This window comes from Humiphilus diazotrophicus (genome assembly GCF_059726315.1).
Genome location: NZ_AP040869.1, coordinates 51012 through 66121, shown reverse-complemented (window position 1 = coordinate 66121; position 15110 = coordinate 51012). Strand labels below are relative to the sequence as shown.

Sequence of the window (15110 nt, the reverse complement as noted above, 5' to 3'; positions counted from 1 at the left end):
TCAATAGGAGTCATAATTCATGGCAGATCAGGGTGTAGATTACTTCCTCAAACTTGAGGGAGCGCAAGGTGAGTCTCAGCATTTAAATCACTCGAATGAGATCCGGGTACTTAGCTGGAGTTGGGGTGGATATTCAGAGAGTACTGTAGGAAGAACACAAGGTTCCGGTGCCGGGAAGGTCACAATGGAGCCGATCAGTATTGTCGCGGAGCTAGACTCTGCTTATACAAAGCTCGCTGGCTTTCTTACCCAGGGGAAGCATATCACGCAAGGAACTCTTGCCGCAGTCAAGCAAGGCTCAAATAACCAGGACTTCATCATTATTAAAATGACAGAAGTCTTTATTGCCTCCATGAACCTATCCGCATCAGGACAGGTTCCGGTGATCAATCTCACTCTTACTTACAAGTCAATCAACACAGAATACAAAATGCAAAACCAGCAAGGTAACCTCACGACAGCGGGTACGCATACCTACGATGCGTCTACCAACCAGACCTCGTAATGGAAAAAGCCTATTCGCTCTATGTCCGGGGACAACTGCGGGCTGCAATCGCCGAACTTGGCGACCAGCTCCGCAGGGATCCTCAAAATGCAAAAGCTCGCACCTTCCTCTTTGAGCTGCTCTGCTTTGCAGGCGAGTTCGACCGCGCCGAGAAGCATCTCGATGTATTGGCAACGCAAAGTGAAGCCGCCAATACGGGAGCTGCTTTTTATCGGGGACTCCTCACTGCACATCGCCAGCGCGAAAGTTCGACGGAGAAAATGAGTGCGGGCAACACCGAACAGACGGAAGCTCAGTCCTTGCAGATCAATGGCACCTCCTATTCCTCCTGCATGGACGCGGACCAGAGGGTGGAAGGTGGGCTCGAGACCTATGGCCCGCGAGGATACGAAATCATCCGATGGGAGAAGATTCAAAGGCTCGAAACGTCGAAGCCTGCGCGACTCCGCGACCTGCTTTGGATTCCGGCAACGCTCTTTCCCCACGGAGAAGAGCCGCATCCGGTGTATCTTCCGGCACTGGCCCCGGGCAGTTGGCGGCATTCCGACGACAACATTCGTCTCGGAAGGGCCACTGTCCTGGAGGAGGAATCGGAGGATCATTTCATAGTCTTTGGAGCAAAACTTCTTCTCTGTGATGAAGAAACAATACCCTTGCTCGATGTAAGAACGATTGAGGCTCAACGATAAAGAGGTTATGCTGTGCTTTCCGTAGAAGAATTACTACAGCCGATTGATACTGTACAGGCATCGGGCAGGGATCTGAGATACGATCCACTCATCGATACCATCCAAGAAGCGCGCTCGGAAGAGGATGACTCTCTTCCTATGGGCGACTGGGCAAGACAGACAAAGCGGGCAGACTATCCCTTTGTATCCAACGTCACTCGGAATGCATTGCTTAAGGAAAGCAAAGACCTGTGGCTGGCGGCCTGGCTGGGCGAAGCGACATTCAAGCTGGAAGAGTACCAGGCTTTAGCTGCTGTCCTTTCATTACTTTTAGAGTTGCAGAATAGATTCTGGTCGACCCTTTATCCGGAAATTGAAGATGGAGATCCATCGCTTCGCGCTGCCCCTCTGCACTGGGCACTCGCCCGATATACGAAACTTTTACAAGAGTTTCCGGTCACTGATAGCGGCATTAGCTATGAGATGTACAAAGCTGTACGATCAGGCACTTCTTCCCTTTCACAAGGCGAAGATGCTCTCACAGCAGAGAAACTCGATGCGGCCATCGCTGCTACCCCAAAGGCATTTTATCTCGAGGCTAGTAGTGCTCTAGCTCAAGGCCTCGCGTTGGTGCAGGAGCTGTATCTTTTCTGTGAAGAGCATTATGGCGAGGAAGGTCCTTCTTTCGTTTCCTTTCGAGCAGCTCTGGAAGAGTTGCAGAATCTTTTTTCTCAGCTTCTACGCCTCAAACAAGCGCAGGAGCCAGATCCAGAACCACCAGCTACCCTTCCCTCTTCTGAAGAAACGGAATTAGAGCCAGCTCTCTATACTTCCGCGCAAGAAAAGCCCTCAGATCTCATCCCGGATCCCAGCCTTGTCGAAACGTCAGCGCCGACTCAACAATTGGCTTCAACATCCCAGGAGATACAGATCCATTCGTGGGAGGAAGCTATGAGGCGCATCGCTCACTGTGCAGAATTTGTAATAGAGCAGCAGACGGCTCACCCCACAGCCTATCTGCTTATGCTCGCTCTGCAATATGGTCGCGAGCCAATCGAGGAGGACGCTCCAAGTTCGGAGACCCGTATCAAGCTCAAAAAGGCGAGCGATGCAGGTGACTGGAATGTCCTCCTGGGCTATTCCCTTGCTGTACTCGGAGAGAGTTTTGGAAGAAACTGGCTCGACCTGTATCGCTATATTTGGCAGGCGTCAAATGCTCTTAGTGCGGGTGATTTATCAGGCCTTGTCCTCGCACAGGCGCTAGTCTGTCTTGAGCACAATCCCGACATAGCAGAGGCGTTCTTCGCAGATGGCACCCCGGTGGCCAATCCTGAGACTCGGAATTGGCTCAGAGATGAAGTACTTCCAATCGAGCCTCCTTCTGAAGAACGACCGACGACCCCGATTCCGTTACAGAGCGCTTTACCCTCTGTAGAGACAGAAGATCCACAGATCGATTCTTATACGGCGGCTCGCGACCTTGCCTCACGCGGTGAACTAACGGCGGCCGTCCGGCTGTTGCTCACACGGAATATAGAGAAAAGAGCTGCAAGAACAGACTTCCTGCGCCGCACCCAAATCTGCCAACTCTTAATAGAGTCTGGAAAAGCCGAGGCCGCGCTACCTTTGCTGCGCCAATTGTTCGCTGCAATCGAAGAGAAACACCTAGAGCAATGGGAAGAACCCGAGGTTCTAAGCGAAGTTTTTTCCCTGTTTTTGCAGGCGCTTGCTTCTTCAGAGGCAGATACAGAGCGAAAGGCAATCTATGCGCGGCTTTGTCGAATTGATCCGGCAAGGGCCATAACCTTACAGCCTATTTCCTAGAACGCGAACGGAGGCCGCAATGGCACGAACAAAGGAGATCCTCTTCGCTCAGTCCTTAATGGAAAGGCTGAGCGAAGATCAGGAGATGCCAACAACCCAAACCGCATCGTTGCACCTTCTGAAGGAGGCCATCCGACGCGATCTGGAAACGCTGCTGAATACTCGCAGGTCTTTGTCTCGGGAACTAGAAGGTTATGAACTGGCATCCGCTTCTGTTCTGAACTATGGCCTTGAAGATTTGAGCTCACTGGAGTCCTCGGTCAATGGAGGCCTCGTGCAGATGCAACAGGCCCTCCAAAGATGTCTGGCTGAATACGAACCTCGTCTTACTGAAGTCTCTGTTTCCCTGGAAGACGGAGATTTTCTCAAGCGGGAAATCCGGCTGCACATCGAAGCCAATTTACCTTTATACCCGACTATCGAAACTGTTTCTTTCGACACAGTCTTTGATGTCACAAACGAAACATATGTAGTAGGTGGATAATGCGGCAACAGCTTTTGGAATATTATGAGCGCGAACTAGCCTATGTCCGGCAGCTTGGGGCAGATTTCGCAAAAAAATACCCAGCCGTGGCTAGCCGCTTGCTGCTGGAGCCAGATCGCTGCGCCGACCCGCATGTGGAACGACTCATTGAGTCCTTCGCCTTTCTGGCGGCACGCATCCATCTGAGACTCAACGATGACTTGCCGGAGCTTGTTCAGGGAATGCTGGATGTAGTGTATCCGCATTATCTGCGTCCCATCCCCTCGATGACGGTGGCGGAATTCACTCTCGACAAAAACCAAAATAATAGCGGTGGTCCGATTACCATCCCTTCGGGCAGCGAACTTACCTCGAAGAAAACAAGAGATGGAACGACCTGCAAGTTCCGAACCGGTTATCCCGTTTCTCTTTGGCCGATAGAGATTGCCGAGTGTGCCTGGAGAAGGCCCGAACAGATCCCTTCACCCTCCCGCATTCCTGATTCTGCTGCGGTGCTTCGTCTCGTATTGAAGACTCGGGAGGAGGCCGATCTTTCCAAGCTGGGGCTCAATAAGCTGAATTTTTATCTGGCAGGAGAACCAAGCATCACGCTTACGTTGTATGAGCTTCTGTCACGCAATCTATTGCAGATCTTGATCCGTAATCCAAGCGAGAAGCAGGCTCAGACACACTCTCTCGGAAAGGCCTGTTTACGGCCAATGGGATTCTCCCCAGAAGAGGGACTGTTGCCCTATACCACGCGTTCTTTCCAAGGATATCGGCTGCTGCAGGAGTACCTTAGCTTTCAGGAGAAGTTCCTCTTCTTCGAAATGACGGGACTAGAAGAAGCCTTCACTCTCACAAACGCCGGCAAGGAAGTGGAGTTGCTCTTTTATTTCTCCTCCTTCGAGCAGGTGGAACGCATGCAGACGCTGGAAGTAGGTGTCACACGGGAGACCTTGCGGCTCTTTTGCACGCCGATTATTAATCTCTTTTCTCATGTCGCCGAGCCTGTTCTGCTTTCGCAGCAACGGCATGAGTATCCGATCGATGCAAGTGCGCGAAATCGCCTGCACACAGAGATTTTCTCTATTGACTCTGTCTTGGCAGTAAATCCTTCCAGGCGCACTTCCCTGTCCTTGCCGCCATTATTCGAACGACGTTTCCAGGCTACGTTGAATCAATCCTCCGTCTTCTGGCGCACAACCCGAAGATATTCTCCACTGGAGACTCGCCGGCCTAGTGATCTTTATCTTTCCATCGTCGATGGCGACGGGGAGATGGCGGAACCAAACGCCGAGATTCTCACTGTTCACTGCACCTGCACAAATCATGATCTCCCGGCACAATTGCCGTTCGGATCTAGCGAAGGCGATTTCTATCTGGAAAACAGTCCCGGTGTAGAGAGGATAAGAGTCCTCCATCGCCCGACCCCTTCGTATTCAGCCCCGGTAACAGCAGTACAGCCATGGAGCCTCATCTCCCAACTTGCGCTGAATCATCTCTCTCTCGATGAAGAAGGTCTTCCAGCTTTACGCAAGATCCTTCGTCTCTACAACTTCACCGGAGCAGCGGATTTGAATCATCAGATCGCGGGCATCGTTTCCATGCAGACAAAACGGCACATTGCGCTGATGCAGAGCGATTTCGGTAGTGCCGCCGTCAGAGGAATGCGCGTTGAAATGGAGCTGGATGAGTCACACTTTGCTGGAGGCGGTGCCTATCTTTTCAGCACCGTACTTGAACATTTTTTTGGACTCTATGTCTCGATGAACAGCTTTTCGCAGTTAGTCGTGCGCAGCAAAGAAAGAAAGGAGGTCCTCGGAGAATGGCCACCACGAGCGGGCAGCCAGACATTACTATAGGCGCAGAGAAGCTGCAGGAGCTGATGCAAGCCGAACCTCACGGCTTTCGTTTCTTCCAGATGGTGCGCCTACTTGAAAAGCTGCATCCGGAAAGAAAGCCTGTCGGCATCTTTGTGTCGCCGTCCGAGGAGGTGGTGCGATTTACAGCAACGCCTTCACTTACCTTTCCGGCAAGTGAACTGGGAAGCTATATCCCCCAAGAGGATTCGCCCTCCTCTCTTGAAGTCAATTTCATGGGTCTGAATGTCATTAATGGCCCTATGCCCCGCACGTATGCCGAAACTCTGCTGGAACGGAAGAGGAATAAAAACCAAGCCACTCTTGAGTTCTTCGACCTCTTTAATCACCGCATCGTATCGCTCTTCTACCGTGCCTGGACCCGCTATCGCTTTTTCATAGCCTACGAAAAGGCACAAGGTGGAGAAGATGAGATCACAGAACGGCTGTATGACCTGGTGGGCTTAGGTGCGCCTGAACTGCGTCACAGGTTGGCTATTCCTGATGAATGCTCCATCTACTACTCGGGGTTTCTCAGCCAGCAGGTTAGGACAGTAGAGGGGCTACGCCAGATTCTCGAAGACTACTTCCAAGTGCACGTGGAGATTCGGCAGTTCACCGGCACCTGGGTGCGCCTGCCAATAGAGCAGCGAACGATTCTGCGTGACAGCGAAACATTGACCGAGTGTCTGGGAGTTGGAACAGTCGTAGGCGACGAGATCTGGGACCAGGAAGGAACCATGACCGTAAGACTAGGACCAATGACCTTGACGCAATATCGGCAGTTTCTTCCCGGCTCTCGCGGACAAGCAGAGTTACAGGCGTGGTTGAAATTCTTCTCCCGACGCTCTTTTGACTTTGTCGTCCAGTTGGTTCTGGCACGTGAGGAAGTTCCGCAGACTGAATTGAAGGCAACACCGATGCTGCCCAGCCGTCTCGGTTATGAAAGCTGGTTGAAGGTCAAACCTATGCACCGTGATCCGGACGAAACCACCTATCTGGTTAGATAAAGAGGAGTTGTGATGATTACAAGTGTGAAGTCGCTCGTAGAGAGGTTCAACAGTACAACGCGGCAGATTATGGAAGGAGCTGCCGGCCTGTGCCTCTCGCGCACACATTATGAGATTGAGATCGAGCACTATCTTGTGAAGGCCTTCGAGGCGGAAAACACTGATATTGCCATGATAGTCGCCGCCTTTGAGGTCGACCGCGACAAGCTCTCTCTTGAACTTCGAGCCGCACTTGATAAACTTCGCCCCGGAAATACTCGTGGACCGGTCTTTAGTCCCGCACTGGTCAAGATGTTTACCAACGCTTGGTCTGTGGCCACCTTAAACTTTCATGCTACGGAAATTCGCACCGGGCACACCCTTCTGGCACTGCTCAGCGAGGAAGGTCTGTCGCGCATTGTACGAGAGCTAAGCCGCGAATTGAGGAAGATCTCCGTCGACGCTCTGCTTAAAGACTTCGACACGATTACAGGCGCCTCGGTCGAAGTACAAGCTGTCGATTCCCCCTCGGGAGAGAAGCTTCAGCAGAAGGATTCCACAGCAACAATTAAAACTCCCTTTCTTGATCAATACACCGTGGATCTTACAAAGGAGGCACGGGAGGGGCGCATCGAGAGCGTCGTTGGCCGGGAGCGAGAGATTCGTCAGATGATCGATATCCTCATGCGCCGACGTCAGAATAATCCGATCCTTACCGGAGAAGCCGGTGTGGGCAAGACAGCTGTTGTCGAGGGCTTGGCAAAGCGGATAGTGGAAGGAGATGTTCCCTCCTCTCTGGGAAATGTGCGTCTGCTCAATCTCGACCTTGCGCTGTTACAGGCCGGTGCAAGTGTCAAGGGAGAGTTTGAGAATCGTCTGAAGGGATTGGTAAATGAGATTAAGTCCTCTCCGACGCCGGTCATTCTTTTTATCGACGAGGCCCACACCATGATCGGGGCCGGAGGGACCTCCGGTCAGAATGACGCCGCAAACATTTTGAAGCCGGCGCTCGCCCGTGGAGAATTGCGCACCATCGCCGCCACCACATGGGCGGAGTACAAACGCTACTTCGAAAAAGATGCAGCCTTGGCGCGCCGCTTTCAGGTAGTCAAAGTGGAAGAACCTTCGGAAGAACTGTGCGAGGCAATGCTTCACGGCATTCTTCCATCTCTAGAGAAGCATCATGCAACCCGCATCCTCGACGAAGCAATCCATGCTGCTGTTCATCTCTCGCATCGCTATCTACCCGGCCGCCAGCTTCCTGACAAGGCGGTAAGCGTCCTTGACACAGCCTGTGCGCGCGTCGCTCTCAGCCAGAAGACCTCTCCTGCGCCCATTGAGCATCTGACACGTCGCATTTTCTCCTTGGAAGCACATAAGCGTGTTCTCGCGCGGGAACAGGCCGTTGGAACCGATCACGCACAGAGCATCGCCGAAGATGATGAGCAGATTCGCCATGCCAACGAAGAGTTGCAGGCTCTCGGCGAACGCTGGACTCAGGAAATGGAATTGGGACGAAGTATTGAAGCACTACATGCAACTTTGGAAGGCAGCGAAAGACTGGAAGAATCCGCTCGGCATCAGGCGCTCCAGGATCTTGCTCTACGCCGCTCCGAGTTGGAAGCGTTGCAAGCGCAGAATCCTCTGACCCATATCGCTGTCGATGCGCCAATTGTGGCCTCTGTGATCTCGGAGTGGACCGGTATTCCGCTGGGAAAGATGATGGGCGATGAAATCACAAAGATTCTGTATCTCGAAGAAAACTTGAAACAGCGTGTTATTGGCCAGGATCATGCCTTATCTGCCATTGCACAACGGCTCTGGACATCGCGGGCCAACATGGACGATCCCAGCAAGCCTATCGGTGTCTTTATGTTGGCTGGACCAAGCGGTGTGGGCAAGACTGAAACGGCTCTAGCACTTGCCGATCTTCTTTATGGAGGAGAAGACCATCTGATCACAATCAATATGTCGGAGTTCCAGGAACCTCATTCGGTTTCCACTCTTAAGGGAGCACCTCCAGGATATGTCGGCTACGGAGAAGGTGGAGTGTTAACGGAAGCTGTACGTCGGCGGCCCTACTCCGTCGTACTGTTAGATGAAGTTGAAAAGGCGCATCCCGACGTGTTGGAACTCTTCTTTCAGATCTTCGATAAGGGATATATTGAAGATGGAGAAGGGCGAGGGATTGACTTCCGCAATACCCTGATTCTTCTCACCACGAACGCCGCCAGCGATCTGATTGCAAAGCTCTGCGCCGATCCGGAGACAGCGCCCATGCCCGCTGATATGGCAACGGCTATACGTCCTGAGTTGAATCGCATCTTTAAGCCGGCCTTCCTGGGCAGAACACTCGTTGCTCCCTACTATCCGGTAAGAGACGAGGTCCTAAAGCAGATCATCCGCCTGAAGCTCGAAAGGATCGGGAAACGACTCTTCGCAAATCATAAAATCCAGTTTACCTATGAGGACTCTCTCGTCGATCTCATCCGTCAACGTTGCATCGAGGTCGAGAGTGGAGCACGCAATATCGATCATATTCTTTCAAACACTCTTTTGCCCGAGATTTCGCAGAAACTGCTAGAGCACATAGCCAAGGGAGAAACCTTAGCCAGCGTTTCTGTGGGAATCTCTCGGGACGGGAATTTTACCTATGGCTGGACGGAAACAGACAAAGCACAGTTCTCCGATGCCTCTTTGTCTGTATAAGCGAGAGGCGATGGGGAAGAACCGAAATTGCTACAGGGAACAGGAATAAACGCAACAACGCAAGTCTATTCCCCATAGACGCATCCCTGGGAAATATAAGACTGGAGCCAACTATGGATTATGTGCTGCACATGAGTTATATGACGGGTGATATCTTCGGAATTACCGCCGCGATGGCCCTCGATAATACATTGAGAATCGTTTTTGCTCATGGATCTGAGACGGAGAAAGAATACCAGCAAAATAAAAAGTTCTATGAGGCCTGCGGCCTCTGGGGCCAAGTTGAAAAATATGACATACGTAAAGTAGATAGGAGTGCAACCCCGAAGGGCGTATATGCAGACTTCAAAAAACTTTCGTCCGGAGCAGCGAGTGGATCGGCAGTAGCCACGAATCTTTATAATGCCTACCCCGGAATGAAAGAAATACATGAGGTCACAAGCCGCGTTGCCGCAGCTTATAAGGAAGACTACAAAGGCAGCATTGAGAAGGTCATGTCTACCTGGAAACTAAAGGACGCACCTCCCGAAGCAATGACGAAACTTCGGAATTATACGGAGCAGTTCGTGGACGACGAAACAAGCCAGTACATCGTGCTCTGGAGCAGGCAGAGCGGGAAAAATGGCGGGGCTCATGTGGAACTCGACTCTGGCTTCGAAGGAATTCGACAATTGGCAAAAGAGCTCAATTCGAATGTTGGGCAGAGAGAAGTACTGCTGGTTGGAGATGACAGGGAGATTCCGAACATGACAGAGACAGCCAATGACCCAGTAATGACAAAACTCCAGAGGATCGCTTACGACGTACCCGGAACAAAAGCTATGGGGTCCTTTTGGAAGGACCAGCAGTTCAAAGAGATCTGGGGTGGCGATCCATTAATGGAACGTGTCGGGCAGATGCTTTTGTGGAAGGACCTGGCAGACCGTAAAGGAGGTAAGGTCGTTCACGTAGGAATGCGTAGTGGCAATCTCGAAACATTCGCTCTGCTGGGAATGAAAACTGTATATCTCGAAGTTGCCAATAGCCCAACTGGAGATAGGATGTTGCAATTTGCAAAAGCAGGCATTCCCTACACTCGTTTCGAGATCGACCAATCCCCTACGAAGACGGGACAACAGGCAGACATCCTGTCGAGGAATAGCAATCAAGGCATAACCGGTAAAGTTATAAAAGGTAAAGTCGCAACTCTAGCGAGAGAAAGGATGGGACAGCGCTGGGACGTTCTGGATGAGATCCACAAAAAAGGCAAGGAGAGCATCATAAAGGATTGGCAAGCTGGCGGAAACGCAGGGATTCCGAAAGAAGAGCTGAAAAGTCTGGCGCACATAACAAAAAAGAGTGCCCTCACGGCGATTCCTGCTGATGGGGCACAAAGCACCCATCAGAGCACGACTTTGCAACTCCTGACTGATCGAATCGTGGAAGCATCTACCGAACAGTTCAAAGCAGGCCTCAAACCTAAGGGCTTTACTGACCAGAATCTTACCGACATCAAAAGCCTCGTCGAGCAGCAGATGTCGCGTACGTCATAAGTAGCTCAGTCCTCGGTGAATAAGCGGAAAGAACGAATGGCAGGATATACACAAACAAAACGAATCCTTCAGTTCAACAGCCCCTTGGGGGCGAATGTTTTACTGGCGATGGCCTTCCGTGGAGTGGAGGAGATCTCGGAACTTTTTAATTACGAAGTTGAGGTTCTCGCGGAACCCACAACCGTTGTCTCCCCTGTTGCTCTCGTCGGTAAGCGGGTTACGGTCGAGCTTCAGGTAACCGATACAGGCACAAAGAGATATTTCAACGGTATTGTTTCCAGTCTGGAAGCAACCGGAGGCGACTCCTTCTTTAACAGCTACAACATCCGAATGGTCCCGACTCTCTGGCTGCTCTCCCTGAACCAGCAGACTCGCGTCTTTCAAGACATGACGGTGCTCGATATTGCACGAAAGGTCCTTGAGCCGTACAGTATCGTCCCTCGTGTTGAAACGCAGGCTACATATCAGGTTCTTGAATACTGTACGCAATACCGTGAAACAGACCTTGCTTTTCTGGAACGAATCCTGCAGCAGCAAGGTATCTTCTTCTATTTCACTCACTCTTCCTCCGATCACACGCTGGTATTCACCGATACAAGCAGCCTTTGTGCCGAATGTCCCATCGTGAGCGACTTCGATTTCGCCATCGAATCCGAGCAGCAGTTGAACTTTTATAAGCCATTGATCTTCGACTTCCACTCGCGATCCACCCTTGTTCCAGGGGAACACACAACTTGGGACTATCGATTCATGCACTACGCACGATCGCAAGCAAGCCCAAGCACTACACGATCCTCTGTCGACATGGGCGAAAACGCTCATGAACTGTACGACTACACAGACTCGGCTGCCAGCTTTTTCAAGACAGAGGGAGCCGAACCGAAGACTCCTCTCTTGCAGACACAACTGCAAAATACAATGCGCGATATACAGGATGGACAGGCAGTTCAATGTTGGGGAGAATCGACAGCCAGTACCATGCAAGCGGGCTTCTCGTTCACGTTGAATAAGTATCCGCAACCCGAGAAGAATATCAAGTATCTAGTCACCCACGTGACACATGCTATACAGCAACAGCCTGGATATCGAGCGGAGGTGAGCTCTCCGGATATCAACCCTTATGTCAATCGATTTGAAGCTCGTCCATTCGTACAGGCGTATCGCAAAGAGGTTACAAGAGCAAAACCGCACGTAAATGGAGTTGTCACAGGAAAAGTTGTCACCTATCCCGGTGAGGATTCTTATCTGGACCGCTTCGGACGAGTGTGCGTGCAGTTCTGGTGGGATAGACAGCGTCCTCCCTCGACCCCGGACAAAACGCTTCTGCGAGTCGCTCAGCAGTGGGCAGGTAAGGGATGGGGAACATATTTCTGGCCGCGTATAGGAGATGAGGTGCTCATTGATTTTCTCGACGGAGATCCCGACGCTCCTATCGTTGTTGGCTCCATCTACAACGGAGTTAATATGCCGAAATACGATCCAAAATCAGAGTACACCCGTTCCGGAATTCTCACGCGCTCCTCAAAAGGAGGAGGCGCCGCGAACGCTAATGAATTACGTTTTGATGACCGGAAGGGAGCCGAGCAAATCTTCATTAATGCAGAACGCGACTTGGATCTGCACGTAGAACACGATTGGCATACACGCGTCGACCATGAAGAGCATCAACACATTCTAAAGAACCAATATCATCAGATCGATGGTGCGGCACACCTTCGCGTCGGAGAAGAGCAGCTACAGGAGATTGACGGTAATCGGCAGATAACAGTCCACGGTCAGCAAGTCTCTGAGATCGCCACAAGCTATACCCTCAAGGTTGGAGAAACTCAAGTAAGCCATACAAAGATGGCCCATATCCTTGAAGCTGAAGAGGAAATCCAGCTAAACGGCGGAGTTCGAATCATCATCCAGGCGGGAATCGGGGGTATCTGCCTGCAATCTGCAGAATCCGCTATCTCGATCGATGCGACGGGAATAACGCTGCAAGGCCCCGTACGCTTCGGTAAAGCAACATGCCTCCCACCAATCCCAGCTCCTATCCCTCCTGTTGCCAAATCAGTTGTCGCTCCTGAATGGCCTGGCGATGATTCAAGAGGGGATGGTTAGAGTTACTCGAAGAACTGGCTATCATAGTATTTTGCTAAATGTGTCTCATATTTGTAAGTTTTACTCTACTTGTATTCAATTAAAACTTCTAAAATTTCTGTTCCCCGCCCGTAGCATGCTATGGGTGTGCGTCACACCTATTTCGCGTGAGTCAGCTCGTCGAAGACGATTGCAATGGGCCGCCATATTCCGCTTCCGCCAATAACATCCATTTGATAATCACGGCTATCCGAAATATTCTCATTAGCCACGTGCAGAAGTATTTTCTGCTGAAAATATGATAAATGTTTCGAAAATTGGGTCTTCGGCGTACTGAGGATTCAACAGCGACGAACTATGGTTGCCCGTTGATATCTTTCCAGAGCACCAGGCGCAAATGTAACCGGCAGCAGATTACCAGCATCAGATGCTTGTCCGGTGCTCCGGTTGATTTGGACTCAATCTGTCACTCGGCGTGGCTAGTAATTAGAGGAGTGTTACAGCAAATTGAGTGGCATCCGTGAATTTACAGGTAAAGTGGCAATCGTCACCGGCGGTAATAGTGGCATCGGGGCTGCGACCGCAAGACGCATAGCGGAACTAGGAGCTCAGGTCGTTATCACCGGAAGACGCCAGGACGAAGGGCAACTGCTGGTCGATGAGATAGAGTTCAATGGCGGCTCCGCAGCGTTCCTCCAGGCAGATCTCAGTCAACCCGAACAAGTTCGGCTAATCGTGCCTTTTGCTGTCGAAACCTTCGGCAGGCTCGATTACGCATTCAACAATGCCGGTATCACCGGTGAGAGTCGACTGCTCGTTGAGCAGACCGAGGAAAACTTTGATCGCGTCTTTGCCGTAAATGTAAAAGCCCTATTCTTTTTACTTCAAGACGAGATCAAGCAGATGATGGCGCAGGGACAGGGCGGCTCAATTGTCAATACGGCTTCGGTCGGTGGACTTCTCGCCATTCCTACTGCCGGTCATTACGTTGCCAGCAAACATGCCGTACTTGGTCTGACCAAAAGCGCTGCTGTCGAATATGGGCAATATGGTATTCGGGTGAATGCAGTAAGTCCTGGCGCTGTCAGAACTGAGATGCTACTCAACATCTTTGGTAGCGAGGGAGCGCTCGAGAAGATGAGTGCTGTACACCCAATTGGACGAATTGGGCGACCGGAGGAAATCGCCGATGCAGTTGCATGGCTATTTTCAGAGAAATCGTCCTATTACACCGGACAGTCTTTAACTCTTGATGGCGGGCTCACAGCACAGCGTCCACATGTAGGGCAACTCCCGAACTATGAAGACCCCGAACACGACCCAACTGGTGCGCTTAGGAGTAACGGCTAAAGGCGATCGAGAGTCTATCTATCGGACGAAACCCTTGCAAAGGTATAGCGGGAGTCGCGTATGACAATAAATTCAATTCGATCACGGGTGGAACCCTCAAAGGAAGAGATTTCAGATCATGGGAAAAGTATTATCGGCAAATTAGCATTTGTCTGTGATCTAACATCGCGCAATCTGCTTTGAGTGACGGAACGCGACAGAAGATTCTCGCGTTACGTAAATATCATTCTTATGTCATTTATTGGTGGCTTGTTACTCCTTAACAGGTTCGAAGTAAATCAAACATGCATGACCTTTAAGCAAGCAAAGTCTCAACTTTTGGAGAATTCTGACGTCCTTTTTTCCCGATCTGATGTCTTTGGGAGTAGATAAATATGTTGTGGCATCAAGACGAATCAGACCGTGCCAATACGTTCGGTATCGAATATCTCGATGGACTGTACAGCTATGCGCTGGCCTTGTCTCATAACCGTGCGGAAGCAGAAGATTTGGTCCAGGAAACATATGTACGCGCCATCCAGGCGATGGAGCGACTGCGACCGGATAGCAATATGAAGGGCTGGCTCTTTACGATCCTGAGAAACCTCTGGTTCAATCATTTGAGAAAATTGCGAAATAATCCTCAAATGATTGACATCGAGCTAAACGATGGGATTGCCAACAATGCCATCGAACCATCCATAGATTCGCATGATCTCTATGTGAGCAAGGTAGAGACGGAGCAAGTGCGAGCAGCTATTGAAGAATTGCCTGCAAAATCTCGGGAGATTCTCCTCTTGAGAGAATATGAGGATCTCTCCTATCAGGAGATTGCTAGCGTGATGGACTGTCCGGTGGGAACGGTGATGTCGCGTTTGGCGAGAGCTCGTGCAAGACTTCGGGAACTGCTATCTACGGAAATGATTGTGCCTGCTCCGTCCGAAGTGAGAGCCACAAAATAAACGTTCGCTCTGACGATAGCGCATTAACCTGCTTCCATAAGGAGCTTAATATCTTTCTATAGCGAAAGACATCCACTCATTTGCAAAAATGCGCTACTTGGCGCAGAAGAAAAGTTCTGTGTTCTCCTGCTTCGATCACGGATAAGGCGTGCAGAACGAGAAAGCAACAAAGTGCTTCGTGC

General features: G+C 50.9%; 11 protein-coding genes. All 11 read left to right on the top strand.

Going from position 1 to position 15110, the window contains the following annotated elements; translation table 11 throughout:
* Nucleotides 1–19: 19 nt before the first annotated feature.
* The 11 genes from AC6I7T_RS00295 to AC6I7T_RS00245 all read left to right on the top strand — a co-directional run bounded on the left by AC6I7T_RS00295 (nucleotide 20) and on the right by AC6I7T_RS00245 (nucleotide 14928).
* Entirely contained in the window at nucleotides 20–505 is a 486-nt protein-coding gene (locus AC6I7T_RS00295) for an Hcp family type VI secretion system effector (protein WP_497788182.1), read from the top strand.
* Nucleotides 505–1194 (top strand): type VI secretion system accessory protein TagJ, encoded by a 690-nt coding sequence (locus tag AC6I7T_RS00290; protein WP_497788181.1) that lies wholly within the window; start codon nucleotides 505–507, stop codon nucleotides 1192–1194. Before AC6I7T_RS00295 ends, AC6I7T_RS00290 begins: the two co-directional genes overlap by 1 nt.
* Before the next feature lie 12 nt (nucleotides 1195–1206).
* Nucleotides 1207–2997: a type VI secretion system protein TssA gene (gene tssA / locus AC6I7T_RS00285; RefSeq protein WP_497788180.1), complete on the top strand. Its 1791-nt coding sequence runs from the start codon at nucleotides 1207–1209 to the stop codon at nucleotides 2995–2997.
* A 19-nt stretch (nucleotides 2998–3016) separates the two neighbouring features.
* The gene (tssE, locus tag AC6I7T_RS00280) at nucleotides 3017–3481 is read left to right on the top strand and encodes a type VI secretion system baseplate subunit TssE (protein WP_497788179.1); all 465 of its coding nucleotides are present in this window, start codon (nucleotides 3017–3019) and stop codon (nucleotides 3479–3481) included.
* Nucleotides 3481–5325, top strand: coding sequence for a type VI secretion system baseplate subunit TssF (tssF, locus tag AC6I7T_RS00275; RefSeq protein WP_497788177.1), 1845 nt, complete (start codon nucleotides 3481–3483; stop codon nucleotides 5323–5325). Before tssE ends, tssF begins: the two co-directional genes overlap by 1 nt.
* On the top strand, nucleotides 5289–6332 hold the full coding sequence (tssG, locus tag AC6I7T_RS00270) for a type VI secretion system baseplate subunit TssG (RefSeq protein ID WP_497788176.1): 1044 nt from the start codon (nucleotides 5289–5291) through the stop codon (nucleotides 6330–6332). Before tssF ends, tssG begins: the two co-directional genes overlap by 37 nt.
* Nucleotides 6333–6344: 12 nt before the next feature.
* Nucleotides 6345–9020 carry a type VI secretion system ATPase TssH gene (gene tssH / locus AC6I7T_RS00265; RefSeq protein ID WP_497788326.1) on the top strand — a complete coding sequence of 892 codons (2676 nt, stop codon included), beginning with the start codon at nucleotides 6345–6347 and terminating at the stop codon, nucleotides 9018–9020.
* 113 nt (nucleotides 9021–9133) lie between these two features.
* On the top strand, nucleotides 9134–10552 hold the full coding sequence (locus AC6I7T_RS00260; RefSeq protein ID WP_497788175.1) for a hypothetical protein: 1419 nt from the start codon (nucleotides 9134–9136) through the stop codon (nucleotides 10550–10552).
* Between the two features lie 36 nt (nucleotides 10553–10588).
* Nucleotides 10589–12658 carry a type VI secretion system Vgr family protein gene (locus AC6I7T_RS00255; RefSeq protein WP_497788173.1) on the top strand — a complete coding sequence of 690 codons (2070 nt, stop codon included), beginning with the start codon at nucleotides 10589–10591 and terminating at the stop codon, nucleotides 12656–12658.
* Nucleotides 12659–13144: 486 nt separating this feature from the next.
* Nucleotides 13145–13987, top strand: a complete 843-nt coding sequence (locus AC6I7T_RS00250) for an SDR family NAD(P)-dependent oxidoreductase (protein ID WP_497788172.1) — start codon at nucleotides 13145–13147, stop codon at nucleotides 13985–13987.
* A gap of 374 nt (nucleotides 13988–14361) precedes the next feature.
* Entirely contained in the window at nucleotides 14362–14928 is a 567-nt protein-coding gene (locus AC6I7T_RS00245; protein WP_497788170.1) for a sigma-70 family RNA polymerase sigma factor, read from the top strand.
* Nucleotides 14929–15110: the final 182 nt, after the last annotated feature.